Source organism: Streptomyces sp. NPDC038707, assembly GCF_040636485.1.
GTDB lineage: Bacteria > Actinomycetota > Actinomycetes > Streptomycetales > Streptomycetaceae > Streptomyces.
This window is the reverse complement of record NZ_JBEZUP010000014.1, coordinates 52,850-71,755: the sequence shown is the minus strand read 5'-3', so window position 1 is coordinate 71,755 and position 18,906 is coordinate 52,850. Positions and strand designations below refer to the sequence as shown.

Sequence of the window (18,906 nt, the reverse complement as noted above, 5' to 3'; positions counted from 1 at the left end):
GGACCGGAGTCCCGCCCCGGTGAATTGGGAGCGCTCCCAAACAGTCTCGGCCCGGACCCGTCTCACGGCGGGTCCGTCTCCGTCACTATGCCGAGGAGTTGGAAGGGCAGTTCCTTGTCCCACTGGGAGACCCCGAGGGCGACCCAGCGGCCCGTCCCCGGCTCCTGCCACAGGAGGACGTCCGGGACATGCCCGCTGAGCCCGGCCCAGGGTTCGGCGACCTCCTCGCCCGCCGTCGTCCGGTCGAACACGCTGTACAGACTGAAGTGCCCGGGAGGGCCCCACCGTTCGGCCAGCCGCTCGGCGAGGCCGTCCCGGTCGGCCTCGTACTGCGCCTCCGTCTCCTCCCGTTCGCTGCCGTCCCCCTCCCAGAACTCCTCGCTGCTCCGTAAGGCGGCCAGGTGATAGCCGGGCCCGCTCTCGCCGTGCTCCGTCCTGCCGGGCGCCGCCGGGAACTCCCGGACGCACAGCAGCTCGATGAGGCTCAGGCACTCCGCGATGTCCATGCGGTCCAGTAAAGCGGGCACCACTGACAACTGGTCCTCCGTCAGGCGTCCCTGCGCCTCACGCACCGGGCGCCCGCCGCGAGGGCCGCCGCCGTCCACAGCGCGGTCACCCCGAGCCCGCTCCACGGACCGAGGGCACCGTCCCAGGTGCTGTGCAGGGCGACCTGTCCGGCCCGGTCGGGGAGGAAGTCGGCGACCGAGCCGGACAGGTCGCCGATGACGAAGGACACGATCAGCAGGAACGGGATCAGCACGGAGAGGGTGGCGACCCCGCTGCGCAGCACGGCCGCGAGTCCGGCGGCGAACAGAGCCATCAGCGTCAGGTGCACACCGCAGCCGACCGCGCCGCGCACCCCCTCGGCCCAGCCGGGCGCGGACGCGCCGAGGGCCGCCCGGCCCACCAGCAGGGTGACGAACCCGGTGAGCAGCCCGGTGGCCAGTGCCGGCAGGGCGATCGCCGTCGCCTTGGCGGCGAACCAGCGCCCCCGGCCGGGCACCGCCGCCAACGTCAGCCGCAGCGCGCCGCCCCGGAACTCCGACGCGACGGCCGTCGTACCGAAGGCGATCGCGGCGATCTGCCCGAAGCTGACGCCGAAGAACACCGAGAACAGCGGGTCCGCGTCGGCGGCGTCGGCCGCGGCGAGCGCCGAGAACGCGGCGGTGGCGACGAGGATCGCGGCGAGGGCGCCCAATTGGGAGCGCAGGGTACGGATCTTGATCCACTCGGCGTGGAGGACGGGGAGGAACGGCATGGTCAGGCCTCCTGGTGCGGTGCGGTGAACTCGGCCTCGGCCGCGGTCAGATCGAGGTAGGCCTCCTCCAGGGTGGCCTCCCGGGCGGTGAGTTCCAGGACCGGGACACCCGCCTCGGACATCAGCCGGCCGAGGTCCTCCACCCGCGCGTGCCGTACGGACCAGGCCCCGTCCTCCTCGCGGGAGGCGTCGTGACCGTGCCGGGCGAGCAGGTCGGCCAGGGCGGTGGGATCGGTGGTGCGGACGCGGACCTCGGGCCGCACCCGCGCGTGGATGAAGTCCTTGACCGGTGTGTCGGCGAGCAGGCGGCCCCGGCCGAGGATCAGCAGGTGGTCGGCGAACGCGGCCGTCTCGCCCATGAGATGGCTGGAGACCAGGACCGTGCGGCCCTGGGCCGCGAGCCGGCGCAGCAGGGTGCGGATCCACACGATGCCCTCCGGGTCGAGGCCGTTGGCCGGCTCGTCGAGCAGCACCACCTCGGGGTCGCCGAGCAGCGCGGCGGCGATGCCGAGCCGCTGGCGCATGCCCAGGGAGTACGTCCGCACCCGCTGCCGGGCCACGGCGGCGAGGCCGGTCTCCTCCAGGACGGTGTCGACCCGGCGGGCGGGGATCCGGTTGCTCGCGGCGAGGGCCAGCAGATGGCCGCGGGCGGTGCGCGAGCCGTGCGCGGCCCCGGCGTCGAGCAGGGCGCCCACCCGGCGCAGGGGCTCGCGAAGCCGGGTGTAGGGGGCGCCGCCGACGGTGGCGGTGCCGGCGGTGGGCCGGTCAAGGCCGAGGACGAGGCGGAAGGTCGTGGACTTCCCGGCGCCGTTGGGGCCGAGGAAGCCGGTGACCCGGCCGGGGCGGACGCTGAAGGTGAGGCCGTCCACGGCCCGCCGGCCGCCGTACTCCTTGATGAGGTCGCGCACGTCGATGCTGGTCATGGCACCAGCCTGGCCGGGCACTGCCGTCGGGTCCTCCCCCGCCGGTGGGGACCCTCTCCCCCGTGCGGGGGAGGCCCGTTGTCAGTGCCGGCTGCGACGATGAGGCCATGCCCCGCCTTCCGAATCCGCTGCTGCGCGCGACGACGTACACGCGCCTGCTGCATCTGTGGGTGCCGATGCTGGTGGTCAGCCTCTGGCTCTTCATCGACCCGTCGACGCCGTGGATGCCCGCGCTGTTCCTCGTCCCGCTCGGTCTGCTGCCCGCGGTGCGGCGGGGCGAAGGGGTGCAGGCGCGGCTGATGCTCACGCCCGGCGAGCCGGAGCCGGGCATCTCCGAGGCGCCCGCGGCGACCTGGCGGGACCGGCTGCGTACGGTGCTGTGGCTGGAGCTGCGCATGGCGCTCGGCGCCGTGACCGTGTTCGCGTCCGTGTGGCTGCTCGTCACCGCCTTCGAACTGGCACGGTGCGCAGGGGGCGGGACGCCGCCCGGGATGCCGCTGCTGGAACGGCTGCCGCCGCACCCCGCCTGGGCCCTGCTGACGCCGCTGCCGCTGCTCGTCCTGTACGGCGTGGCCGTCGGGCTCGGCGAGCTGATCACGGCCGCCGCGCGCCGGCTGCTCGGGCCGTCGGCGGCCGAGCGGCTGGCCGCGCTGGAGCGGCGCACCGAGCAGTTGCTGGAACGCACCCGGATCGCCCGGGAGTTGCACGACTCCATCGGGCACGCCCTGACGCTGGCGGTGGTGCAGGCGGGGGCCGCGCGGACGGCCGGTGATCCTGAGTTCACCGACCGGGCGCTGGCCGCCGTCGAGGAGACCGGCCGGGCCGCGCTGGAGGACCTGGAGCGGGTGCTGGGCGTGCTGCGGGAGGCCGAGCGGCCGCTGAGCGCACGGCCCACCCTGGCCGACGCCGGCCGGCTGCTGGAGTCGGCGCGAGCCTCGGGCGCGAAGGTCGACGCCGAGGTGACGGGTCCGGTGGCGGCCGTACCGGGACCGGTGTCCCGCGAGGGCTACCGCATCCTCCAGGAGTGCCTCACCAACGCGCTGCGGCACGCGGGGGCGGTGCCGGTGCGGGTCCGGGTCGCGGTCGCCGGCGGCACGCTCGCCCTGGAGGTGCGCAATCCGCTGCCCGGCGCGGTACCCGGCCCCGGGCGGGGCAGCGGTCTGCGCGGCATACGGGAGCGGGCCGCGCTGCTCGGCGGCACCGCCGTCACCGGCCCCAAGGAGGGCGACTGGCGGGTGCGGGCGGAGCTGCCGCTCGGGTGATCTAGGCTGGCCGGATGCCGGTCACCGTCCTGCTCGTCGACGACGAACCCCTGGTCCGCGCGGGCCTGCGGGCCGTGCTGGAGGCACAGCCCGACATCGTGGTGGCGGGCGAGGCGGCCGACGGCGCCGCGGTCGTCCCGCTGGTACGGCGACTGCGCCCCGATGTGGTCGCGATGGACGTACGGATGCCGCTCATGGACGGCATCGAGGCGACGCGCGCGGTGCTGCGCACGGTGCCCGATCCGCCGAAGATCCTCGTGGTGACCACCTTCGAGGACGACGCGTTCGTGTACGAGGCGCTGCGCGCGGGCGCCGACGGGTTCCTGCTGAAGCGGGCCCGGCCGGCCGAGATCGTGCACGCGGTGCGGCTGGTCGCCGCGGGCGACTCGCTGCTGTTCCCGGCCTCCGTACGGCGGCTGGCCGCCCGGTACGGCGACGGCGGCCGGCCGGCGCGGACCGCGCTGGAGCGGGCCCGGCTGACCGAACGGGAGGCGGAGGTGCTGCGGCTGATGGCCCGCGGGCTGTCGAACGCGGAGATCGCCGCGCGGCTGGTGGTGAGCGCCGAGACGGTGAAGTCGCATGTGAGCGCCGTCCTGGCCAAGCTCGGCGCGCGGGACCGTACGCAGGCGGTGATCGCCGCCTATGAGTCGGGGTTCGTGGAGCCGCGCTGAGCGGACCGCGGGCGGGTGCGGAACCCGGCACTCGCCGGGGTGCCCGCGGCCGAGTACGATCCGGCCAACACGCCTGCGAGCTGGGAGGACGGACGGTGGGGCAGCTGACCGGCGGCGATCCCTCGCTGCTGCGGAGGATCAATTCCGCGGTGGTGCTGCACGCGCTGCGCGCCACGGACTGCGCGACGCTCACCGAGATCACCCGGCTCACCGGACTGTCCCGGCCGACCGTCGAGGGCGTCGTGGAGGGGCTCATCGAGGCCGGTCTCGTGGTGGAGACGGCGGCCGACGAGGGCGGCACCCGCCGGCAGGGGCGGCCCGCGCGGCGGTTCCGGTTCCGGGCCGAGGCGGGGCATCTGCTGGGCCTGGAGATCGGGCCGCACCGGGTCGCCGCGCTCCTGTCCGACCTGGACGGCCGGGTGCTGGGGGCACAGGCCAAGCAGGTCGGCGCGGACGCCCCGGCGGACGAGCGGCTCGACCGGCTGCGCGGCGCGGTCGCCGAGCTGCTGCGCCGGGCCGGGGTCGCGCGCGGTGCGCTGCGCGCGGTGGGCGTCGGCACGCCGGGCATCGTGGAGGCGGACGGCACGGTCCGGCTGGGCACGGCGCTGCCCGGGTGGACGGGACTGCGGCTCGGAGAGCGGCTGAGCCGGTCCTTCCGCTGTCCGGTGCTGGTGGAGAACGACGCCAACGCGGCGGCGCTGGCCGAGCACTGGAAGGGCGCGGCGGCCGGCACGGACGACGTGGTCTTCGTGCTGGCCGGGCTGAGCCCGGGGGCCGGTTCGCTGATCGGGGGGCGGCTGCACCGGGGTTACGGCGGGGCGGCCGGGGAGATCGGCGCGCTGCATCTGCTGGGCCGGGAGGCGACGCCGGAGGCGCTGCTGTCCACCACCGACGAGCCGCTGCACCCGCTGGACGAGCAGGCGGTCGCCGAGGTGTTCGCGCTGGCGCGCGGCGGCGATCTGCGGGCGCGGGCGGCCGTGGAGCGGTACATCCAGCGGCTGGTGCACGACGTGGCCGCGCTGGTGCTGGCGCTCGATCCGGAGCTGGTGGTGATCGGCGGCTGGGCGTCCGGGCTGGACGGCGTCCTGGAGCCGCTGCGCCGCGAACTGGCCCGCTACTGCCTGCGTCCGCCCCGGGTGGCCCTGTCGGTGCTGGGCGAGGCGGCGGTGGCCACGGGGGCGCTGCGGCTGGCCCTGGGCCATGTGGAGGAGCAGCTGTTCACCGTGGACGGCACGGTGGCACGACGCTGAGCCAGGCCGTGGCGAAGGCGCGGGCCGGCGAACCGCACGGCGGGAAGGAGCGGGGCGGGGCCCGGCCGGGTGCGGGCCGGTGTGCCGCTGTCCGTGAGGTGTCCGTCGCGGGGCCGCGGCTCCCGTGCGGCCCCGCACCGCGCACCCCGTGCCGCCCGAGGCCGTCGGGCGGCGGGGAGTTCAGGAGGCCCGCTGCTGGGGGTCGTGATGTATTTCGACGCCGGCCGAGTCGCCGAAGGTGAGCCGGCAGGTGTCGGCTCGGTAGGTCGCCACCGACAGGGCGGCGGTGCGGCCCTGGGCGAAGAAGCGGGTGGTGACGACGAGGACCGGGGAACCGGGGAGCCGGTCCAGTGCCCGGGCGTCGTCCGCGCGCGCGGAGCCCAGCTCGACCGCGCGGTCCTCGCCCTCCAGCGGCAGGTGCTGAAGCTCCCGCAGCACCGCACGCGCGCGTGCCGCGCCCGACGGGGCGTCGATCGCGGTCAGGCCGGGCACCGAGGCCGCCGGGATGTACAGCAGTTCGGTGGCGACCTGCTGGCCGTGGGACATCCGGGAGCGGCGCACGGTGTGGACCGCTTCGTCCGCGCCGCTCTCCAGCGCGGCGGCGACCGCGGCGGGCGGCACCGCCTGGGCGCTGTCGACGGGCTGCCAGGCGTCCTGGGGGGCGCCGGGCCAGACGTGCCGCTCCGTGCCGACGGCCACGCCCACGCGCGGCGGCGCGACGGTCGTGCCGACCCCGCGCCGGCGCTGCAGCCGGCCCTCCAGCTCCAGCTGTTCGAGGGCCTGGCGGAGCGTGGCGCGGGCCACGCCGAAACGGGCGGCCAGATCACGCTCGTTGGGCAGGATCTCGCCGACCGAGAACTCGGAGTCGAGTGCCTCGCTGAGCACGGTCCTGAGATGCCAGTACTTCGGTTCCGGTACCGATTCCAGCTGCGTGGTCCCCACCCTGTCCTCCGCGAGAGCCGTGGTCCGGCGGTTTTTGGCGCCCTTGTTTATTAAAGGTTGTTGCACTTCTCTGCGACCATAGGGCGGCGCTCACCCTTGGTCAAGACCAATCCTCGGCCGCGCCGTCGGTATCCGGACGGCCGGCAGCGAAGCGTTCATGAGGCGTTCGCGTGCGCCGGTGTGTGTGACATCGCGGCAAAGCTCCCGTCGCACGGCGGGGACGTGCGGGTACGGCGGAGCCCCCGCCGGGACGGCGGGGGCTCGGGGCCGGGCGCTCAGTGGCCGGTGAGGTGCCGGAGCTTGTCCGGGTTGCGCATGATGTAAATGGACGTGATGCGGCCGTCGGCGATGTCCACCTGGAACAGGGCGTCGGGCCTGCCGCCGGTCAGGACGAGCAGGGCCGGGCCGCCGTTGGTCTCCAGGACGCGGTGGGCGCGGTCGGCCGGGGCGGTGCGCGCGGCGCCGACGAGGAAGCGGCCGACCTTGTCGGCGGTGTGCAGGACGCGTACCGGCGCCTTGGCCTTGCCGCCGCTGTCGCCGACGAGGCGGACGTCCGGGGCGAGCAGCGACATCAGCCCCTCCAGATCGCCCTCGCCGGCGGCGGCGAGGAAACGCTCGGTCACCTCCCGGCGCCGGACGGGGTCGACGTCGTAGCGCGGCCGCCGTTCGGTCACGTGCCGGCGGGCCCGTCCGGCGAGCTGCCGTACTGCCGGTTCGGTCCGTTCCAGCAGCGCGGCGATCTCGGCGTACGGGTGCCCGAACGCCTCTCTGAGCACGAACACCGCCCGTTCCAGCGGGGACAGCGATTCCAGGACGACCAGGACGGCGAGGGAGACGGTGTCGGCGAGCACGGCGCGGTCGGCGGAGTCGGGGGCGGTGCCGGCGAACTCGGTGAGGTACGGCTCCGGCAGCCAGGGGCCGATGTAGGTCTCGCCGCGCCGCTGGACCTGGCGCAGGCGGTCGATGGCCAGCCGGGTGGTGACGCGCACCAGGTAGGCGCGCGGTTCGCGCACCTCCTCGCGGTCGGCGTGGTACCAGCGCAGCCAGGCCTCCTGGACCACGTCCTCGGCGTCGGCGACCCGGCCGAGCATGCGGTAGGCGACCCCCATGAGCAGGGGCCGGTGTTCTTCGAAGTCATCGGTGGCGGGCTGTGCGGTCACGGGCCCATCCCAGCGGACCCGTCCGCCGGTGTCCACCCGGAACCGGGGCCGGCGCCCGCCGGGGGCTACCCGCCGGTAGGCGGTTGCTGACAAGCTGTCCACGGCGTCCGTCGGCAGCACAGACGAGGAGCACCCATGTCCGCGACCGTCTCCTTCCAGGTCCCCGCCCCCCACGGCCCGGGTCGAGTGACCGTGTCCTATGCGCGCGTGGGCCGCGGCGAACCGCTGGTCCTGCTGCACGGCATCGGCCACCACCGGCAGGCCTGGGACCCGGTCGTGGACATCCTGGCCACCGAGCGCGAGGTGATCGCCGTGGACCTGCCCGGGTTCGGTGCCTCGCCCGCGCTGCCGGACGGCCTGGCCTACGACCTGCCCACCACCAACTCCGTGCTCGGCGCCCTGTTCGAGGCGCTGGACGTGGACCGCCCGCACGTCGCCGGCAACTCCCTCGGCGGACTGCTCGCCCTCGCGCTGGGCCGGGACAGGCTCGTACGGTCCGTCACCGCCCTGTCCCCCGCCGGTTTCTGGTCGCGGGCGGAGCGGCGGTACGCCTTCACGGTGCTGCTCGCGATGCACGGCATCGCCCGGCGGCTGCCCCCTGCGGTGGTGGCGGGGCTGTCCCGCACGGCGGCCGGCCGCACCGCGCTGACCAGCACCATCTACGCCCGCCCCGGGCGCCGTTCGCCCGAGGCGGTGGTCGCCGAGACACGCGCGCTCGCGACGGCCACCGGCTTCACCGCGACCCTGCGGGCGGGCGCCGCCGTCCGGTTCACCGACGACGTGCCGGGCCTGCCGGTCACGGTGGCCTGGGGCACCCGGGACCGGATCCTCGTGCCCCGCCAGGGCATCCGCGCCAAGCACCTCATCCCGCACGCCCGGCTGGTGCGGCTGCCCGGCTGCGGTCACGTCCCGATGAACGACGACCCGGCGCTGGTGGCACGCGTCGTCCTGGACGGCAGCCGCTGACGCGTCCCGCCGGACCGGTGCGGTGGCGCGGCGGCCACGCACGGCGCCGACGGCTCTGCCGGCGACCGGAGTTCACCTCCGGTTCGCGTGCGCGCCGCGCCGCCCCAGTAGGTGTGGCTGCGCACACCGGCCGGATCTCGTCCCTGGAGGCGCAGCCATGTCCCACCGTCCGCTCCCGGACCGCCGCAGCGTTCTGCGCGGTTCCCTCGCCGCGTCGGCGGCCCTCACCCTGCCCGCCGGCCTCGGCGCGGCCCCGGCGTTCGCCCGCTCCGGCCGTCCCGAGGCGGGCTGGGGCGTCCAGACCGGCGACGTGACCTGCGACTCCGGCCTGGTGTGGGTGCGTGCGGACCGGCCCGCCCGGATGATCGTGGAGACCTCGGCCACCGAGTCGTTCCGTGACGCGCGCCGCTGGCACGGCCCGCTGCTGGGCACCGGCACGGACTTCACCGGCACCACCCGGCTGCACGGCCTGCCGTCCGGCGAGCAGATCCACTACCGCGTGCTGCTCGCCGACCCCGACGACCCGCGCCGCACCGGCGAGCCCGTCACCGGCACCTTCCGCACGGTCTCCCGGCGCCGCCGGGACCGCGTGCGCTTCCTGTGGTCGGGCGACCTGGCCGGCCAGGGCTGGGGCATCAACCCCGACCTCGGCGGCTACCGCATCTACGACGCGATGGCCAGGCTGGACCCGGACTTCTTCCTGTGCAGCGGCGACTCCATATACGCCGACGGCCCGATCCCCGCGACCCAGGCGCTGCCCGACGGCGGCACCTGGCGCAATGTCACCACCGAGGAGAAGGCGAAGGTCGCCGAGACCCTGGCCGAGTACCGGGGCAACTTCCGCTACAACCTGCTGGACGCCAACCTGCGCGCGTTCAACGCCCAGGTGCCCTCCGTCGTCCAGTGGGACGACCACGAGGTGCGCAACAACTGGTACCCGGGCGAGGTGATCGCCACGACCGACACCCGGTACACCGAGAAGAGCGTCGACGTCCTCGCGGCGCGCGCCCGGCGGGCGTTCAGCGAGTACTTCCCGATCCCCACGCTGCGGCCGGGCGCCAGGGAGGGCCGGGTGTACCGGGTGCTGCGCCGGGGCCCGCTGCTGGACGTGTTCGTGCTGGACATGCGGACCTACCGCAACGCCAACTCGCCGGACGACCAGGTCACCGACCCGCGGGGCATCCTCGGCCGGGAGCAGCTGGAGTGGCTCAAGCGGGAGCTGGCCCGCTCGCGCGCGGTGTGGAAGGTGATCGCCGCCGACATGCCGATCGGTCTGGTCGTACCGGACGCCACGGAGGGCCGGCCGAACTTCGAGGCGGTGGCCCAGGGCGACCCGGGCGCGCCGCTCGGGCGCGAGCTGCAGATCGCCGAGCTGCTGCGATTCATCAAGCACCGGCGGATCACCGGCACGCTGTGGCTGACGGCGGACGTGCACCACACCTCCGCCCAGCACTACCAGCCGTCCCGGGCCGCGTTCACCGATTTCGAGCCGTTCTGGGAGTTCGTCTCCGGGCCGCTGAACGCGGGCGCGTTCCCGGCCAGTCCGCTGGACGGCACGTTCGGGCCGGAGCGGGTGTTCGTGAAGGCGCCGGCCGCGTCCAACGTCTCGCCGGCCGGCGGCTACCAGTTCTTCGGCGAGGTGGACATCGACGGGGACAGCGGCGAGCTGACGGTACGGCTGCGGGAGCAGGACGGCGGCGTACTGTTCAGCCGGACGCTCCAGCCGGGGCGGGTCGGCCAGTAGGCGGACCGGGGGGCCGGGGGGCCGGGAGCTGAGGGCCGGAGCGGGGGGCCGGAGCGGGGAGGGCGCCCGGTCGGCCGTAGAAAATGCAACAAATGGGGCGGAGCATGCTTTACCCATCGGACACAATCAGTTCGTGATCGCGCAACACCCCTCCTGCACAGTGGCCGCATGACTCCAGAGATGCCTAATGTGACCCGGGCCCGGCACGGACGGCCCGTGCACCACTGGCGGCGGGACGTCGTCGAACTCGCCGCGCTGTTCACGGCGGTGGCCGTCGCGGACGCGGTGGCCAACCTGATCGGGCACGGGCCGGACGGGCCGGCCCTGCTCGTGATCTCGGCGATCGTGCTGGCCGCGACGGCGGGGTTCCACGTGTGGTGGTCACGCCGCCACGGACACGCGCCGCCCGTGAGCGATACCGGTGCCCGGCCGACCGCCGTGACGCGGCCGGCCGGGCCGTCCGAGCAGCCCGGCGCCCCGGAGACCGGTCTCACCGGCCCCGGCACCCTGTGGCGGATGCGGACGACGGTGCGGGACGAGCCGGGTTCCCTGGCCGCCCTGTGCACGGCGCTCGCCGGGCACCGGGTGGACATCCTCAGCCTGCAGACCCACCCGCTGGCCGACGGCACGGTGGACGAGTTCCTGCTGCGGGCGCCGGGCGCGCTGCCGGCGGCCGATCTCACCCGGGCGGTCGCGCTGGCCGGGGGCACCTCCACGTGGATCGAGCGGGCCGACGCCCACGATCTGGTCGACGCGCCGACCCGGGTGCTGGGCCTGGCCGCCCGTACCGCGCTGGACGCCTCCGAACTTCCGTTGGCGTTGCGGCAGTTGCTGGGCCGGTGCACGATCCGTTCGCTGCCCGCCACACCGGCCGGCGGGGGCCCGGGTCCGTTGCCGGTGCCGGCCGAGGGGGTGCTCGAGGACACCGTGATGCGGCTGCCGGCGCCCGAGGGCGGGGTGCTCACGGTGGAACGGCCGTATCTGCCGTTCACCCCGACGGAGTTCGCGCGCGCCCGGGCGCTGGTGGAGCTGGACGGCCGGCTCGGGCCGCGGATGCCCCGGGGCCACGACGTCCTGACGCTGCCCGAGGGCGACGACATCACGGTGCGCCGGGTCGACACCGGGGACCTGCCCGCGGCCAGGGCGATGCACGAGCGGTGCTCGGCGCGCACGCTCGGGCTGCGCTACCACGGGCCGGTCGGCGACGCGGACCGCTATCTGAACCACCTGCTCAGCCCCCGCTTCGGCCGCACCCTGGCCGCGCAGACCGGTTCCGGCCGGATCGTCGGCCTCGGCCATCTGCTGTGGGACGGCGACGAGACGGAGGTCGCGCTGCTGGTCGAGGACGACTGGCAGCGGCGGGGTGTCGGCGGCGAACTGCTCGGCCGGCTGGTCGGGATGGCGGCGGAGGCCGGTTGCGCGAGCGTGTACGCCGTGACCAAGGCGTCCAACACCGGCATGATCGCCACGATGCGGGCCCTCGGCCTTCCCCTGGACTACCAGATCGAGGAGGGCACCCTGGTGATCACCGCCCGCCTGGACGCCCCTCCGGAGTCCTCGGCGTCCCCGCTCGGCCCCGTCACTCCCTACCGCCTCACCGACCCGGCCCACCGGGACTGACCCGTACCGGCGAGGCCGGCCCCCGCGCGCCGTCCCCGCGGGGGCCGGCCCCTGTCCGCGTACGGCAGCCCTCCCCACGCGGCCCGCCGCTCCGCACGGCCCCCTCAGCGCACCGCCTCCCCCGCTCCCCGCCGCTCGCGCCGCCCGGCCACGCCGAGAGCTGAAACCAGCCGTGGGCGGATGACGCGGAGATCTCCGGCGTACGAGGATGGGCCGCATGTCTGACACCCAAATCTCGCTGCCCCGTCAGGTCGCCGACGCCTATGTGGACGACCTCATCGCCCTCGACCCCGTCACCGGTACCTATCTGGGGGTGCGGGAGAGTTCGAGCAGGCTGCCCGACTACTCGCCCGCGGGCTGGGACGCGCAGGCGCGGCTGGCCCGGGCCACGCTCGCGAGGCTGGACGAGGCGGAGCGGCGGCCCGGCGCGGACAGTGACGTGGAGCGGCGCTGCGGGCGGCTGCTGCGGGAGCGGCTGACCGCCCAGCTCGCCATGTACGAGGCGGGCGAACACCTGCGCGAGGTCGGCAACATGCACACGCCCGGCCACGCGGTGCGGGAGATCTTCACGGTCACCCCGGCGGACACGGAGGAGGACTGGGCGGCGATCGCCGAGCGGCTGCGCGCGGTGCCGGACGCGTTCGCGGGCTACCGCGCCTCCCTGGAAGTCGGCCTGGACCGGAAGCTGTTCGGGCCGCCGCGGCCGACCGCCACGTTCATCGGCCAGCTGACCGAGTGGGCGGACACCGGCGCGGGCCGCGGCTGGTTCGAGGACTTCGCCGCCGCGGGCCCGGAGGCGCTGCGCGCGGAGCTGGACGAGGCGGCGCGGGCGGCGACCGGTGCCGTGGTGGAACTGCGGGACTGGCTGCGTCAGGTGTACGCGCCGGCGATCGAGGGCGCCCCGGACGTGGCCGGCCGGGAGCGGTACGCGCGCCTGGCCCGCTACTACAACGGCACCGACCTGGACCTGTACGAGGCGTACGCCTACGGCTGGGCGGAGTTCCACCGGATCCTCGGCGAGATGCGCGAGGAGGCGGAGAAGATCCTGCCGGGCGCCGCCACACCGTGGGCGGCACTCGCGCACCTGGACGAGCACGGCCGGCACATCGAGGGCGTGGACGAGGTCCGCGACTGGCTCCAGGGCCTGATGGACCGGGCGATCGAGGACCTGGACGGCACCCACTTCGAACTGGCCGAGCGGGTGCGCCGGGTGGAGTCCCGCATCGCCCCGCCCGGCGGAGCGGCGGCCCCCTACTACACGGCCCCGTCGGAGGACTTCTCCCGGCCCGGCCGCACCTGGCTGCCCACGATGGGCCTGACCCGCTTCCCGGTCTACGACCTGGTCTCGACCTGGTACCACGAGGGGGTGCCGGGCCACCATCTGCAGCTCGCGCAGTGGGCGCACGTGGCGGAGGACCTCTCCCGGTACCAGGCGACGGTCGGCATGGTCAGCGCCAACGTCGAGGGCTGGGCGCTGTACGCGGAACGGCTGATGGACGAACTGGGCTGTCTGGGCAGCCCGGAGGAGCGCCTCGGCTACCTGGACGCGCAGATGATGCGCGCGGTCCGGGTGATCATCGACATCGGCATGCACCTGGAGCTGGAGATCCCGGCCGACTCCCCGTTCCGTCCGGGCGAGCGCTGGACCCCGGAGCTGGCGGAGGAGTTCTTCGGGGCGCACAGCAGCCGCCCGGCGGACTACGTGGAGAGCGAGCTGACCCGGTACCTGACCATGCCGGCCCAGGCGATCGGCTACAAGCTGGGCGAGCGGGTCTGGCTGCTGGGCAGGGAACGGGCGAGCGCGCGGCACGGTGCCGCGTTCGATCTGAAGGCCTGGCACATGGCGGCCCTGTCCCAGGGCTCGCTGGGCCTGGACGACCTGCTGGACGAGCTGTCCGCACTGTGACCGCCCGGGGAGCGACCGGCTGCCCGAATCCGACCCTCCGCGCCCAGACCGGCCACGGGTCCGACCCCGCGGAACCGCCGAACGTTCCCCGACCCGGCCCCCCGGGACCGGCAGGCACTCCCCGACCCGGCCCCCGCGGGGCCAACAGGCATTCCCCGGCCCGACCCCGCGGGGCCAACAGGCATTCCCCGGCCCGACCCCGCGGGGCCAACAGGCGATCCCCGGCCCGACCCCGACCGAACCGACGAACGATCCCCGATCCAGTCCCACGGAGCCGACAGACAAAACCCCGACCCGGCCCCGCCAAGCCGACACGCAACCCCCGACCCGACCCCGCAGGGCCAACAAGCGATCCCCGGCCCGACCCCGACCGAACCGACGAACGATCCCCGATCCAGTCCCACGGAGCCGACAGACAAAACCCCGACCCGGCCCCGCCGGACCGCAGGACGCTCCCCGCCCCGGTCCCACAGAGCCGGCAGACGGAGCCCGGCCCGGTCCCGTCGTGTCGGTGGGCGGTCCCGCCACCGGGCTCCCGGGGTCAGCGCCGGAAGCCGCCCTCGGAGGTGATGACCTCGCCGGTGATCCAGGCCGCCTCGTCGGTGGCCAGCCAGGCGATGAGGCGGGCGGGGTCGTCGGGGGTGCCCCAGTGGCCGGCCGGGAACCGCGCGGCCACGGCCGCGCGCACCTCGTCGGTGGCGTAACCGGTGTCCACCGGGCCGGGGTTGACGGCGTTCACCGTGATCCTCCGGTCGGCGAGCGTGGTGGCCAGCGAGCGGGTGATGGAGGCCAGGGCGCCCTTCTGCAGGGCGTAGGCGATCTCGCCGGGCATGCCGCCGCCGAGGTCCTGGCCGGAGGTCAGCAGCACCACGCGTCCGCCGGGCGCGTCCGCGGGCAGGGCGGCGCGCGAGCGGGCGTACGCCTGGACGAGCAACAGCACCGAGCGGGTGTTCACGGCCCAGTGGGCGTCCAGCATCGCGGCGTCGATGTCGTCCAGGGTGCCGTCGGAGCCGCTGAGGGCGTGGTTGGCGACGAGGATGTCCAGGCGGCCGAACTCCTCGGTCACGGTGCGCACCAGCCGGGCCGGTTCGGCCGGGTCGGCGAGGTCACCGGGGCCGGAGACGACCCGTGCCCCGGGGCCGGCGAGCGCCTCGCGCACGGAGTCGGCGACGGCGTCGGGGCTGTCGGCGCCCCAGGGCATGGCGGCGTCGTGCTCCACGTGGTGGTGCAGGTACACGTCGGCGCCGTAGGCCGCCAGCCGCCGGGCCACGGCGTGCCCGATCCCGGCCCGCCGGGAGGCACCGGTGACGAGAGCGGTACGGCCGCGCAGGGGCAGGGGGTCTCGGCGCAGTTCGGCAGAAGAGAACATGGGCGCTGACCTTAGGGGAGCCGCGAAGGCGGTGCGAGTGGTTTTCCGCTCGGCCGGACGGCCGTCTCCCGGTGGCGCGGCCGGCCGCGGGGTGGCCCGCTGGTGCCCGAGGACCGATGCGGGAAAGGCGGGCCGGGCATGCGGGAGAACGCGCCGGGGCACGACGCGCTGCGGACACCGCGCGCCGCGGGCCTGGCCGGGGTCGTCTTCGCGCTGCTCCTGGCGGCGGCGATGGTCCTGGTGAGACTGGCGATTCCGGAAGGCGCCGACGCGGCCGTCCCCCAGGGGCCCTCGGATCCCGGGCGCCGCGACGCGCTGCGGGCGGCCCTCGCGCTCGTGCCGTTCGCCGGGATCTTCTTCCTGTGGTTCCTCGGCGCGGTCCGCGCGCACGTCGGCGCGGCCGAGGACAAGTTCCTCGCGACGGTCTTCCTGGGCAGCGGGCTGGTCTTCACGGCCACGCTGTTCGGCGCCGCCGCGGCGGCGGGTGCCGTGCTGGCGGTGTCCCCTCCGCCCGGTGTGCCGCCGCCGGGCGCCTGGGACTTCGGCCGGCATCTCGCGTACACGCTGCTGACGGGGTACGCCATGCGGATGGCGGCCGTGCTGGTGTCGTCCCTGTCGGTCATCGGCCACCGGCTGGGCGTGCTGCCGCGTCCGCTGACGATCGCCGGGTTCGTCACCGTACTGGTCCTGCTGTTCGTCTCGTCGAACGTGCCGTGGGCGGAACTGGTCTTCCCGGCCTGGGCGCTGCTGGTCGGCCTGCACGTCCTGCGGGCGGGCCGGGGCGCGGGCGCCGGGTGACCCGCCGGGCGCTCACTCGATCGGCGTGCCCGGCGCGCGGACGCCCCGCCTCCGCTCGCATGCTGGCGAGCGGGGGTGACCGCCGTCCGGAGCCCGTCCGCGCGTGGCGCGCTCCGGACCTCGCGACCGGAAGGGCGGAGCGTCGATGAGGCTTGTCGTCGATCTCAACAAGTGCCAGGGGTACGCCCAGTGCGCGTTCCTCGCGCCCGATGTCTTCGCCATGCACGGCGAGGAGTCGCTGCTCTACGACCCGTGCCCGGACGAGGAGCAGCGGGAGCGGGTGGCGCGGGCCGTGGCCGCGTGCCCGGTGCGGGCGATCACCGCCGACGGCCTGGACCGCGCGGGCACGGCCCCGGAGGCGTCCGATGTCCGCTGACCACGTGGAACGGCTCAGGCGCGAGGGGCGGATCGTGATCGTGGGCGCCTCGCTGGCGGGTCTGCGGGCGGCCGAGACGCTGCGCGCGGAGGGCTTCGCCGGTGAGCTGACCTTGATCGGGGACGAGCCGCACGAACCGTACGACCGGCCGCCGCTGTCGAAGTCCGCGCTGCTGGGCATGGCGTCCCCGCACCGCACGGAGTTGCCGCGCCGCCGGGAGATCGACGCGAAGTGGCGGCTGGGTACCGCGGCGACCGGTCTGGATCTGGCGGCCAAGCGGGTCCGGCTGGCCGACGGGGACGAGGTGGAGTACGACCGGCTGCTCATCGCGACCGGGGTGCGCGCCCGGCCGTGGTTCAACGCGGAGGAGGCCCGGCTGGACGGGGTGTGCGTGCTGCGTACCCGGGAGGACGCGGCCGGCCTGGAGCGGCGGCTGCGGGCGGGGCCGCGGCGGGTGTTCGTCATCGGTGCCGGGTTCGCCGGTTCGGAGGTCGCCTCGGCGTGCCGGGAGCGGGGCCTGCCGGTCACCATGGCGGAGCGTGCGGGGGCACCGCTGGTGGGGGCGCTCGGCGGGGTGGTCGGCGCGGTCGCGGCGGACCTCGCCACGGAGCACGGCGTGGATCTGCGCACCCACGTCACGGTGACCGCGCTGGAGGGGGACACGGCGGGCAGGGTGCGGGCCGTCCATCTGTCCGACGAGAGCGTGGTCGAGGCGGATGTGGTGGTGGTGTCGCTGGGGTCGCTGCGCAACACCGAGTGGCTGACCGGGTCGGGGCTGGGCGCCGGGCCCCGGGGCGTGGCCTGTGACGCGGGCTGCCGGGCCTTCGACTTCCGGGGCATCGTCACAGACGACGTCTTCGTGGCGGGCGATGTGGCGCGCTCCCCGCACGCGCTGTTCGGCTACCAGTTCCTGTCGCTGGAGCACTGGGGCAACGCCGTCGCGCAGGCGGAGACGGCCGCGCACAACATGATCTGCGACGGCGCCGACCGGCGCCCGCACCTGTGGATGCCGGCGTTCTGGTCGTCGATGTTCGGGGTCAACATCAAGTCGGTCGGTGTGCCGCCCATGGGCGATCAGCTCATGATCACGCAGGGTTCGCTCGCCGAGCGCCGGTTCGTCGGGGTCTACGGCCACCAGGGCCGGGTGGTGGCCGCCGTGACCTTCGACAACGCGCGCTGGCTGGAGTTCTATCAGCGGCAGATCGAGCGGGGCGCGCCGTTCCCGGTGGAGTACCCGACGATGGACCGCCGTCCGGAGGGCCGGCAGCCGGTGTCGGCCGGCTTCCCGGACCCGTCGCTGCCGACCCACGGCCCGATGGTGACCCTCAGCGGTTACTCGCCGGCCGACCAGCAACTGGTCTTCCACCCCTCCCGGCACTGACCAGCCGGCCCCGACGCCGTCAAGGAACCGCCATGCCGCACACCTCGCTGGCCCGCCAGATCACCGCTTTCGAGAACCGCGCCGACCCCTATCCGCTGTACGAGGAGCTGCGCCGCACGCCGGTGCTCCACGAGGAGGAGGACGGCCCGTATCTCATCAGCTCGTACTACGACATCGAGGCGCTGTTGCACGATCCGCGGATCAGCTCCGACGCCGTGAACCTGGCCGCCGCCGGGGAGGCCGGGCCGGACGGGCCGGAGGAGACGGGCGGGCTGCCGCCGTCGTTCCTGCGGCTGGACCCGCCCGAGCACGACCGGCTGCGGCGCATCGCCAACACCGGGTTCGGGCCGCCGCACCGGCCGCGCCGGATCGAGGGCATGCGCGGTCAGATGCGGGAGATCGTGGGCGGGCTGATCGACGGCTTCGGCGACGCCCGCCGGGTCGACCTGGTCGACCAGTTCGCCTATCCCTTCCCGGTGACGGTGATCTGCCGGCTGCTCGGGGTGCCCCGGGAGGACGAGCCGACGTTCCGCACCTGGGTGGACCCGCTGGTCGCCGGCCTGGACCCGGAGAAGCGGCCGGGCGGCGCAGCCTCGGCGCAGCACCACAAGGACGCGCAGGAGGCGCGGATGCGGCTCGGCATGTATCTGTCCGGGCTGGTCGAGGAGCGGGTCAGGGAGCCCCGCGACGACCTGCTGTCCGACCTGGTGCACAGCGAGGGACCGGACGGTTCGATGACGATGATGGAGGTGCTCAGCACCTCGGTGCTGCTGCTGATCGCCGGGCACGAGACGACGGTCAACCTGATCACCAACGGCATGCTGACCCTGCTGCGCCACCCGGAGATCCTCGGGCGGCTGCGCGACGACCCGGGCCTGTCGGTCCGCATCGTGGAGGAGCTGCTGCGCTACGAACCGCCGGTGCAGCTCGTGCCGCAGCGCACCTGCATCACCGACATCGAGGTGCGCGGGGTCACCATCCCGAAGGGCTCGCGGATCTGGCTGATGCTGGCCGCGGGCAACCGGGACCCGGAGCGGTTCAAGGACCCCGGCCGGTTCGACCCGGACCGCGAGGACCTCCAGCACCTCGGTTTCGGCAGCGGCATCCACAGCTGTTTCGGCGCCCCGCTGGCCCGTCTGGAGACCCAAATCGCGCTGTCCGAGCTGGCCCGGCGGCTGGAGAACCCCCGCCTGGTGGCGGACCCGCCGCCGTACCGGGAGAACGCCGTGCTGCGCGGGCCCCGGCATCTGGAGGTCGCCTTCGACGGGCTGCGCTGAGGC

Annotated in this window: 17 protein-coding genes; 11 read left to right on the top strand and 6 right to left on the bottom strand. The window is 74.9% G+C overall.

The window, feature by feature from the left end; translation table 11 throughout:
• Nucleotides 1-62: 62 nt before the first annotated feature.
• Genes AB0E62_RS20560 through AB0E62_RS20550 form a run of 3 tightly spaced genes read right to left on the bottom strand, consistent with a single transcriptional unit; the run spans nucleotide 63 to nucleotide 2,181 of the window.
• Nucleotides 63-506 (bottom strand): hypothetical protein, encoded by a 444-nt coding sequence (locus AB0E62_RS20560; RefSeq protein ID WP_362195391.1) that lies wholly within the window; start codon nucleotides 504-506, stop codon nucleotides 63-65.
• A 41-nt stretch (nucleotides 507-547) separates the two neighbouring features.
• Nucleotides 548-1,258, bottom strand: a complete 711-nt coding sequence (locus tag AB0E62_RS20555) for an ABC transporter permease (protein WP_362195388.1) — start codon at nucleotides 1,256-1,258, stop codon at nucleotides 548-550.
• Between the two features lie 2 nt (nucleotides 1,259-1,260).
• On the bottom strand, nucleotides 1,261-2,181 hold the full coding sequence (locus AB0E62_RS20550; RefSeq protein ID WP_362195385.1) for an ATP-binding cassette domain-containing protein: 921 nt from the start codon (nucleotides 2,179-2,181) through the stop codon (nucleotides 1,261-1,263).
• 107 nt (nucleotides 2,182-2,288) lie between these two features.
• On the opposite strand from AB0E62_RS20550, the gene AB0E62_RS20545 reads away from it, so the two are divergent.
• The 3 genes from AB0E62_RS20545 (at nucleotide 2,289) to AB0E62_RS20535 (ending at nucleotide 5,364) form a co-directional block, all read left to right on the top strand.
• Complete coding sequence (locus AB0E62_RS20545; RefSeq protein ID WP_362195382.1) at nucleotides 2,289-3,443, top strand: histidine kinase; 1,155 nt, start codon at nucleotides 2,289-2,291, stop codon at nucleotides 3,441-3,443.
• A gap of 14 nt (nucleotides 3,444-3,457) precedes the next feature.
• Nucleotides 3,458-4,114 (top strand): response regulator transcription factor, encoded by a 657-nt coding sequence (locus AB0E62_RS20540; protein ID WP_362195379.1) that lies wholly within the window; start codon nucleotides 3,458-3,460, stop codon nucleotides 4,112-4,114.
• Nucleotides 4,115-4,209: 95 nt separating this feature from the next.
• On the top strand, nucleotides 4,210-5,364 hold the full coding sequence (locus AB0E62_RS20535; RefSeq protein ID WP_362195376.1) for an ROK family transcriptional regulator: 1,155 nt from the start codon (nucleotides 4,210-4,212) through the stop codon (nucleotides 5,362-5,364).
• Nucleotides 5,365-5,544: 180 nt separating this feature from the next.
• Here the strand turns inward: AB0E62_RS20535 and AB0E62_RS20530 are convergent, their stop codons facing one another.
• A complete protein-coding gene (locus tag AB0E62_RS20530; RefSeq protein ID WP_362195373.1) occupies nucleotides 5,545-6,306 on the bottom strand; it encodes a GntR family transcriptional regulator in 762 nt (253 codons plus the stop codon).
• 275 nt (nucleotides 6,307-6,581) lie between these two features.
• Entirely contained in the window at nucleotides 6,582-7,466 is an 885-nt protein-coding gene (gene sigJ / locus AB0E62_RS20525) for an RNA polymerase sigma factor SigJ (protein ID WP_362195370.1), read from the bottom strand.
• A gap of 135 nt (nucleotides 7,467-7,601) precedes the next feature.
• Between sigJ and AB0E62_RS20520 the strand changes: the two genes are divergently transcribed.
• From AB0E62_RS20520 to AB0E62_RS20505, 4 genes are all read left to right on the top strand, one after another.
• Nucleotides 7,602-8,432 (top strand): alpha/beta fold hydrolase, encoded by an 831-nt coding sequence (locus tag AB0E62_RS20520; protein WP_362195367.1) that lies wholly within the window; start codon nucleotides 7,602-7,604, stop codon nucleotides 8,430-8,432.
• Between the two features lie 157 nt (nucleotides 8,433-8,589).
• Nucleotides 8,590-10,176: an alkaline phosphatase D family protein gene (locus AB0E62_RS20515; protein ID WP_362195364.1), complete on the top strand. Its 1,587-nt coding sequence runs from the start codon at nucleotides 8,590-8,592 to the stop codon at nucleotides 10,174-10,176.
• Nucleotides 10,177-10,356: 180 nt separating this feature from the next.
• A complete protein-coding gene (locus tag AB0E62_RS20510) occupies nucleotides 10,357-11,796 on the top strand; it encodes a GNAT family N-acetyltransferase (protein WP_362195361.1) in 1,440 nt (479 codons plus the stop codon).
• 217 nt (nucleotides 11,797-12,013) lie between these two features.
• Entirely contained in the window at nucleotides 12,014-13,702 is a 1,689-nt protein-coding gene (locus AB0E62_RS20505; protein ID WP_362195358.1) for a DUF885 domain-containing protein, read from the top strand.
• A gap of 541 nt (nucleotides 13,703-14,243) precedes the next feature.
• On the opposite strand, the gene AB0E62_RS20500 is transcribed toward AB0E62_RS20505, so the two are convergent.
• Nucleotides 14,244-15,071 (bottom strand): SDR family oxidoreductase, encoded by an 828-nt coding sequence (locus tag AB0E62_RS20500; RefSeq protein ID WP_362195355.1) that lies wholly within the window; start codon nucleotides 15,069-15,071, stop codon nucleotides 14,244-14,246.
• Between the two features lie 138 nt (nucleotides 15,072-15,209).
• Here AB0E62_RS20500 and AB0E62_RS20495 point away from each other — a divergent pair, with 138 nt between their 5' ends.
• The 4 genes from AB0E62_RS20495 (at nucleotide 15,210) to AB0E62_RS20480 (ending at nucleotide 18,903) form a co-directional block, all read left to right on the top strand.
• The gene (locus AB0E62_RS20495; RefSeq protein ID WP_362195352.1) at nucleotides 15,210-15,869 is read left to right on the top strand and encodes a hypothetical protein; all 660 of its coding nucleotides are present in this window, start codon (nucleotides 15,210-15,212) and stop codon (nucleotides 15,867-15,869) included.
• Nucleotides 15,870-16,014: 145 nt separating this feature from the next.
• A complete protein-coding gene (locus tag AB0E62_RS20490) occupies nucleotides 16,015-16,245 on the top strand; it encodes a ferredoxin (protein WP_362195349.1) in 231 nt (76 codons plus the stop codon).
• On the top strand, nucleotides 16,235-17,626 hold the full coding sequence (locus AB0E62_RS20485; RefSeq protein ID WP_362195346.1) for an FAD-dependent oxidoreductase: 1,392 nt from the start codon (nucleotides 16,235-16,237) through the stop codon (nucleotides 17,624-17,626). Before AB0E62_RS20490 ends, AB0E62_RS20485 begins: the two co-directional genes overlap by 11 nt.
• A gap of 32 nt (nucleotides 17,627-17,658) precedes the next feature.
• A complete protein-coding gene (locus AB0E62_RS20480; protein ID WP_362195343.1) occupies nucleotides 17,659-18,903 on the top strand; it encodes a cytochrome P450 in 1,245 nt (414 codons plus the stop codon).
• The last annotated feature ends 3 nt before the right edge of the window (nucleotides 18,904-18,906 follow it).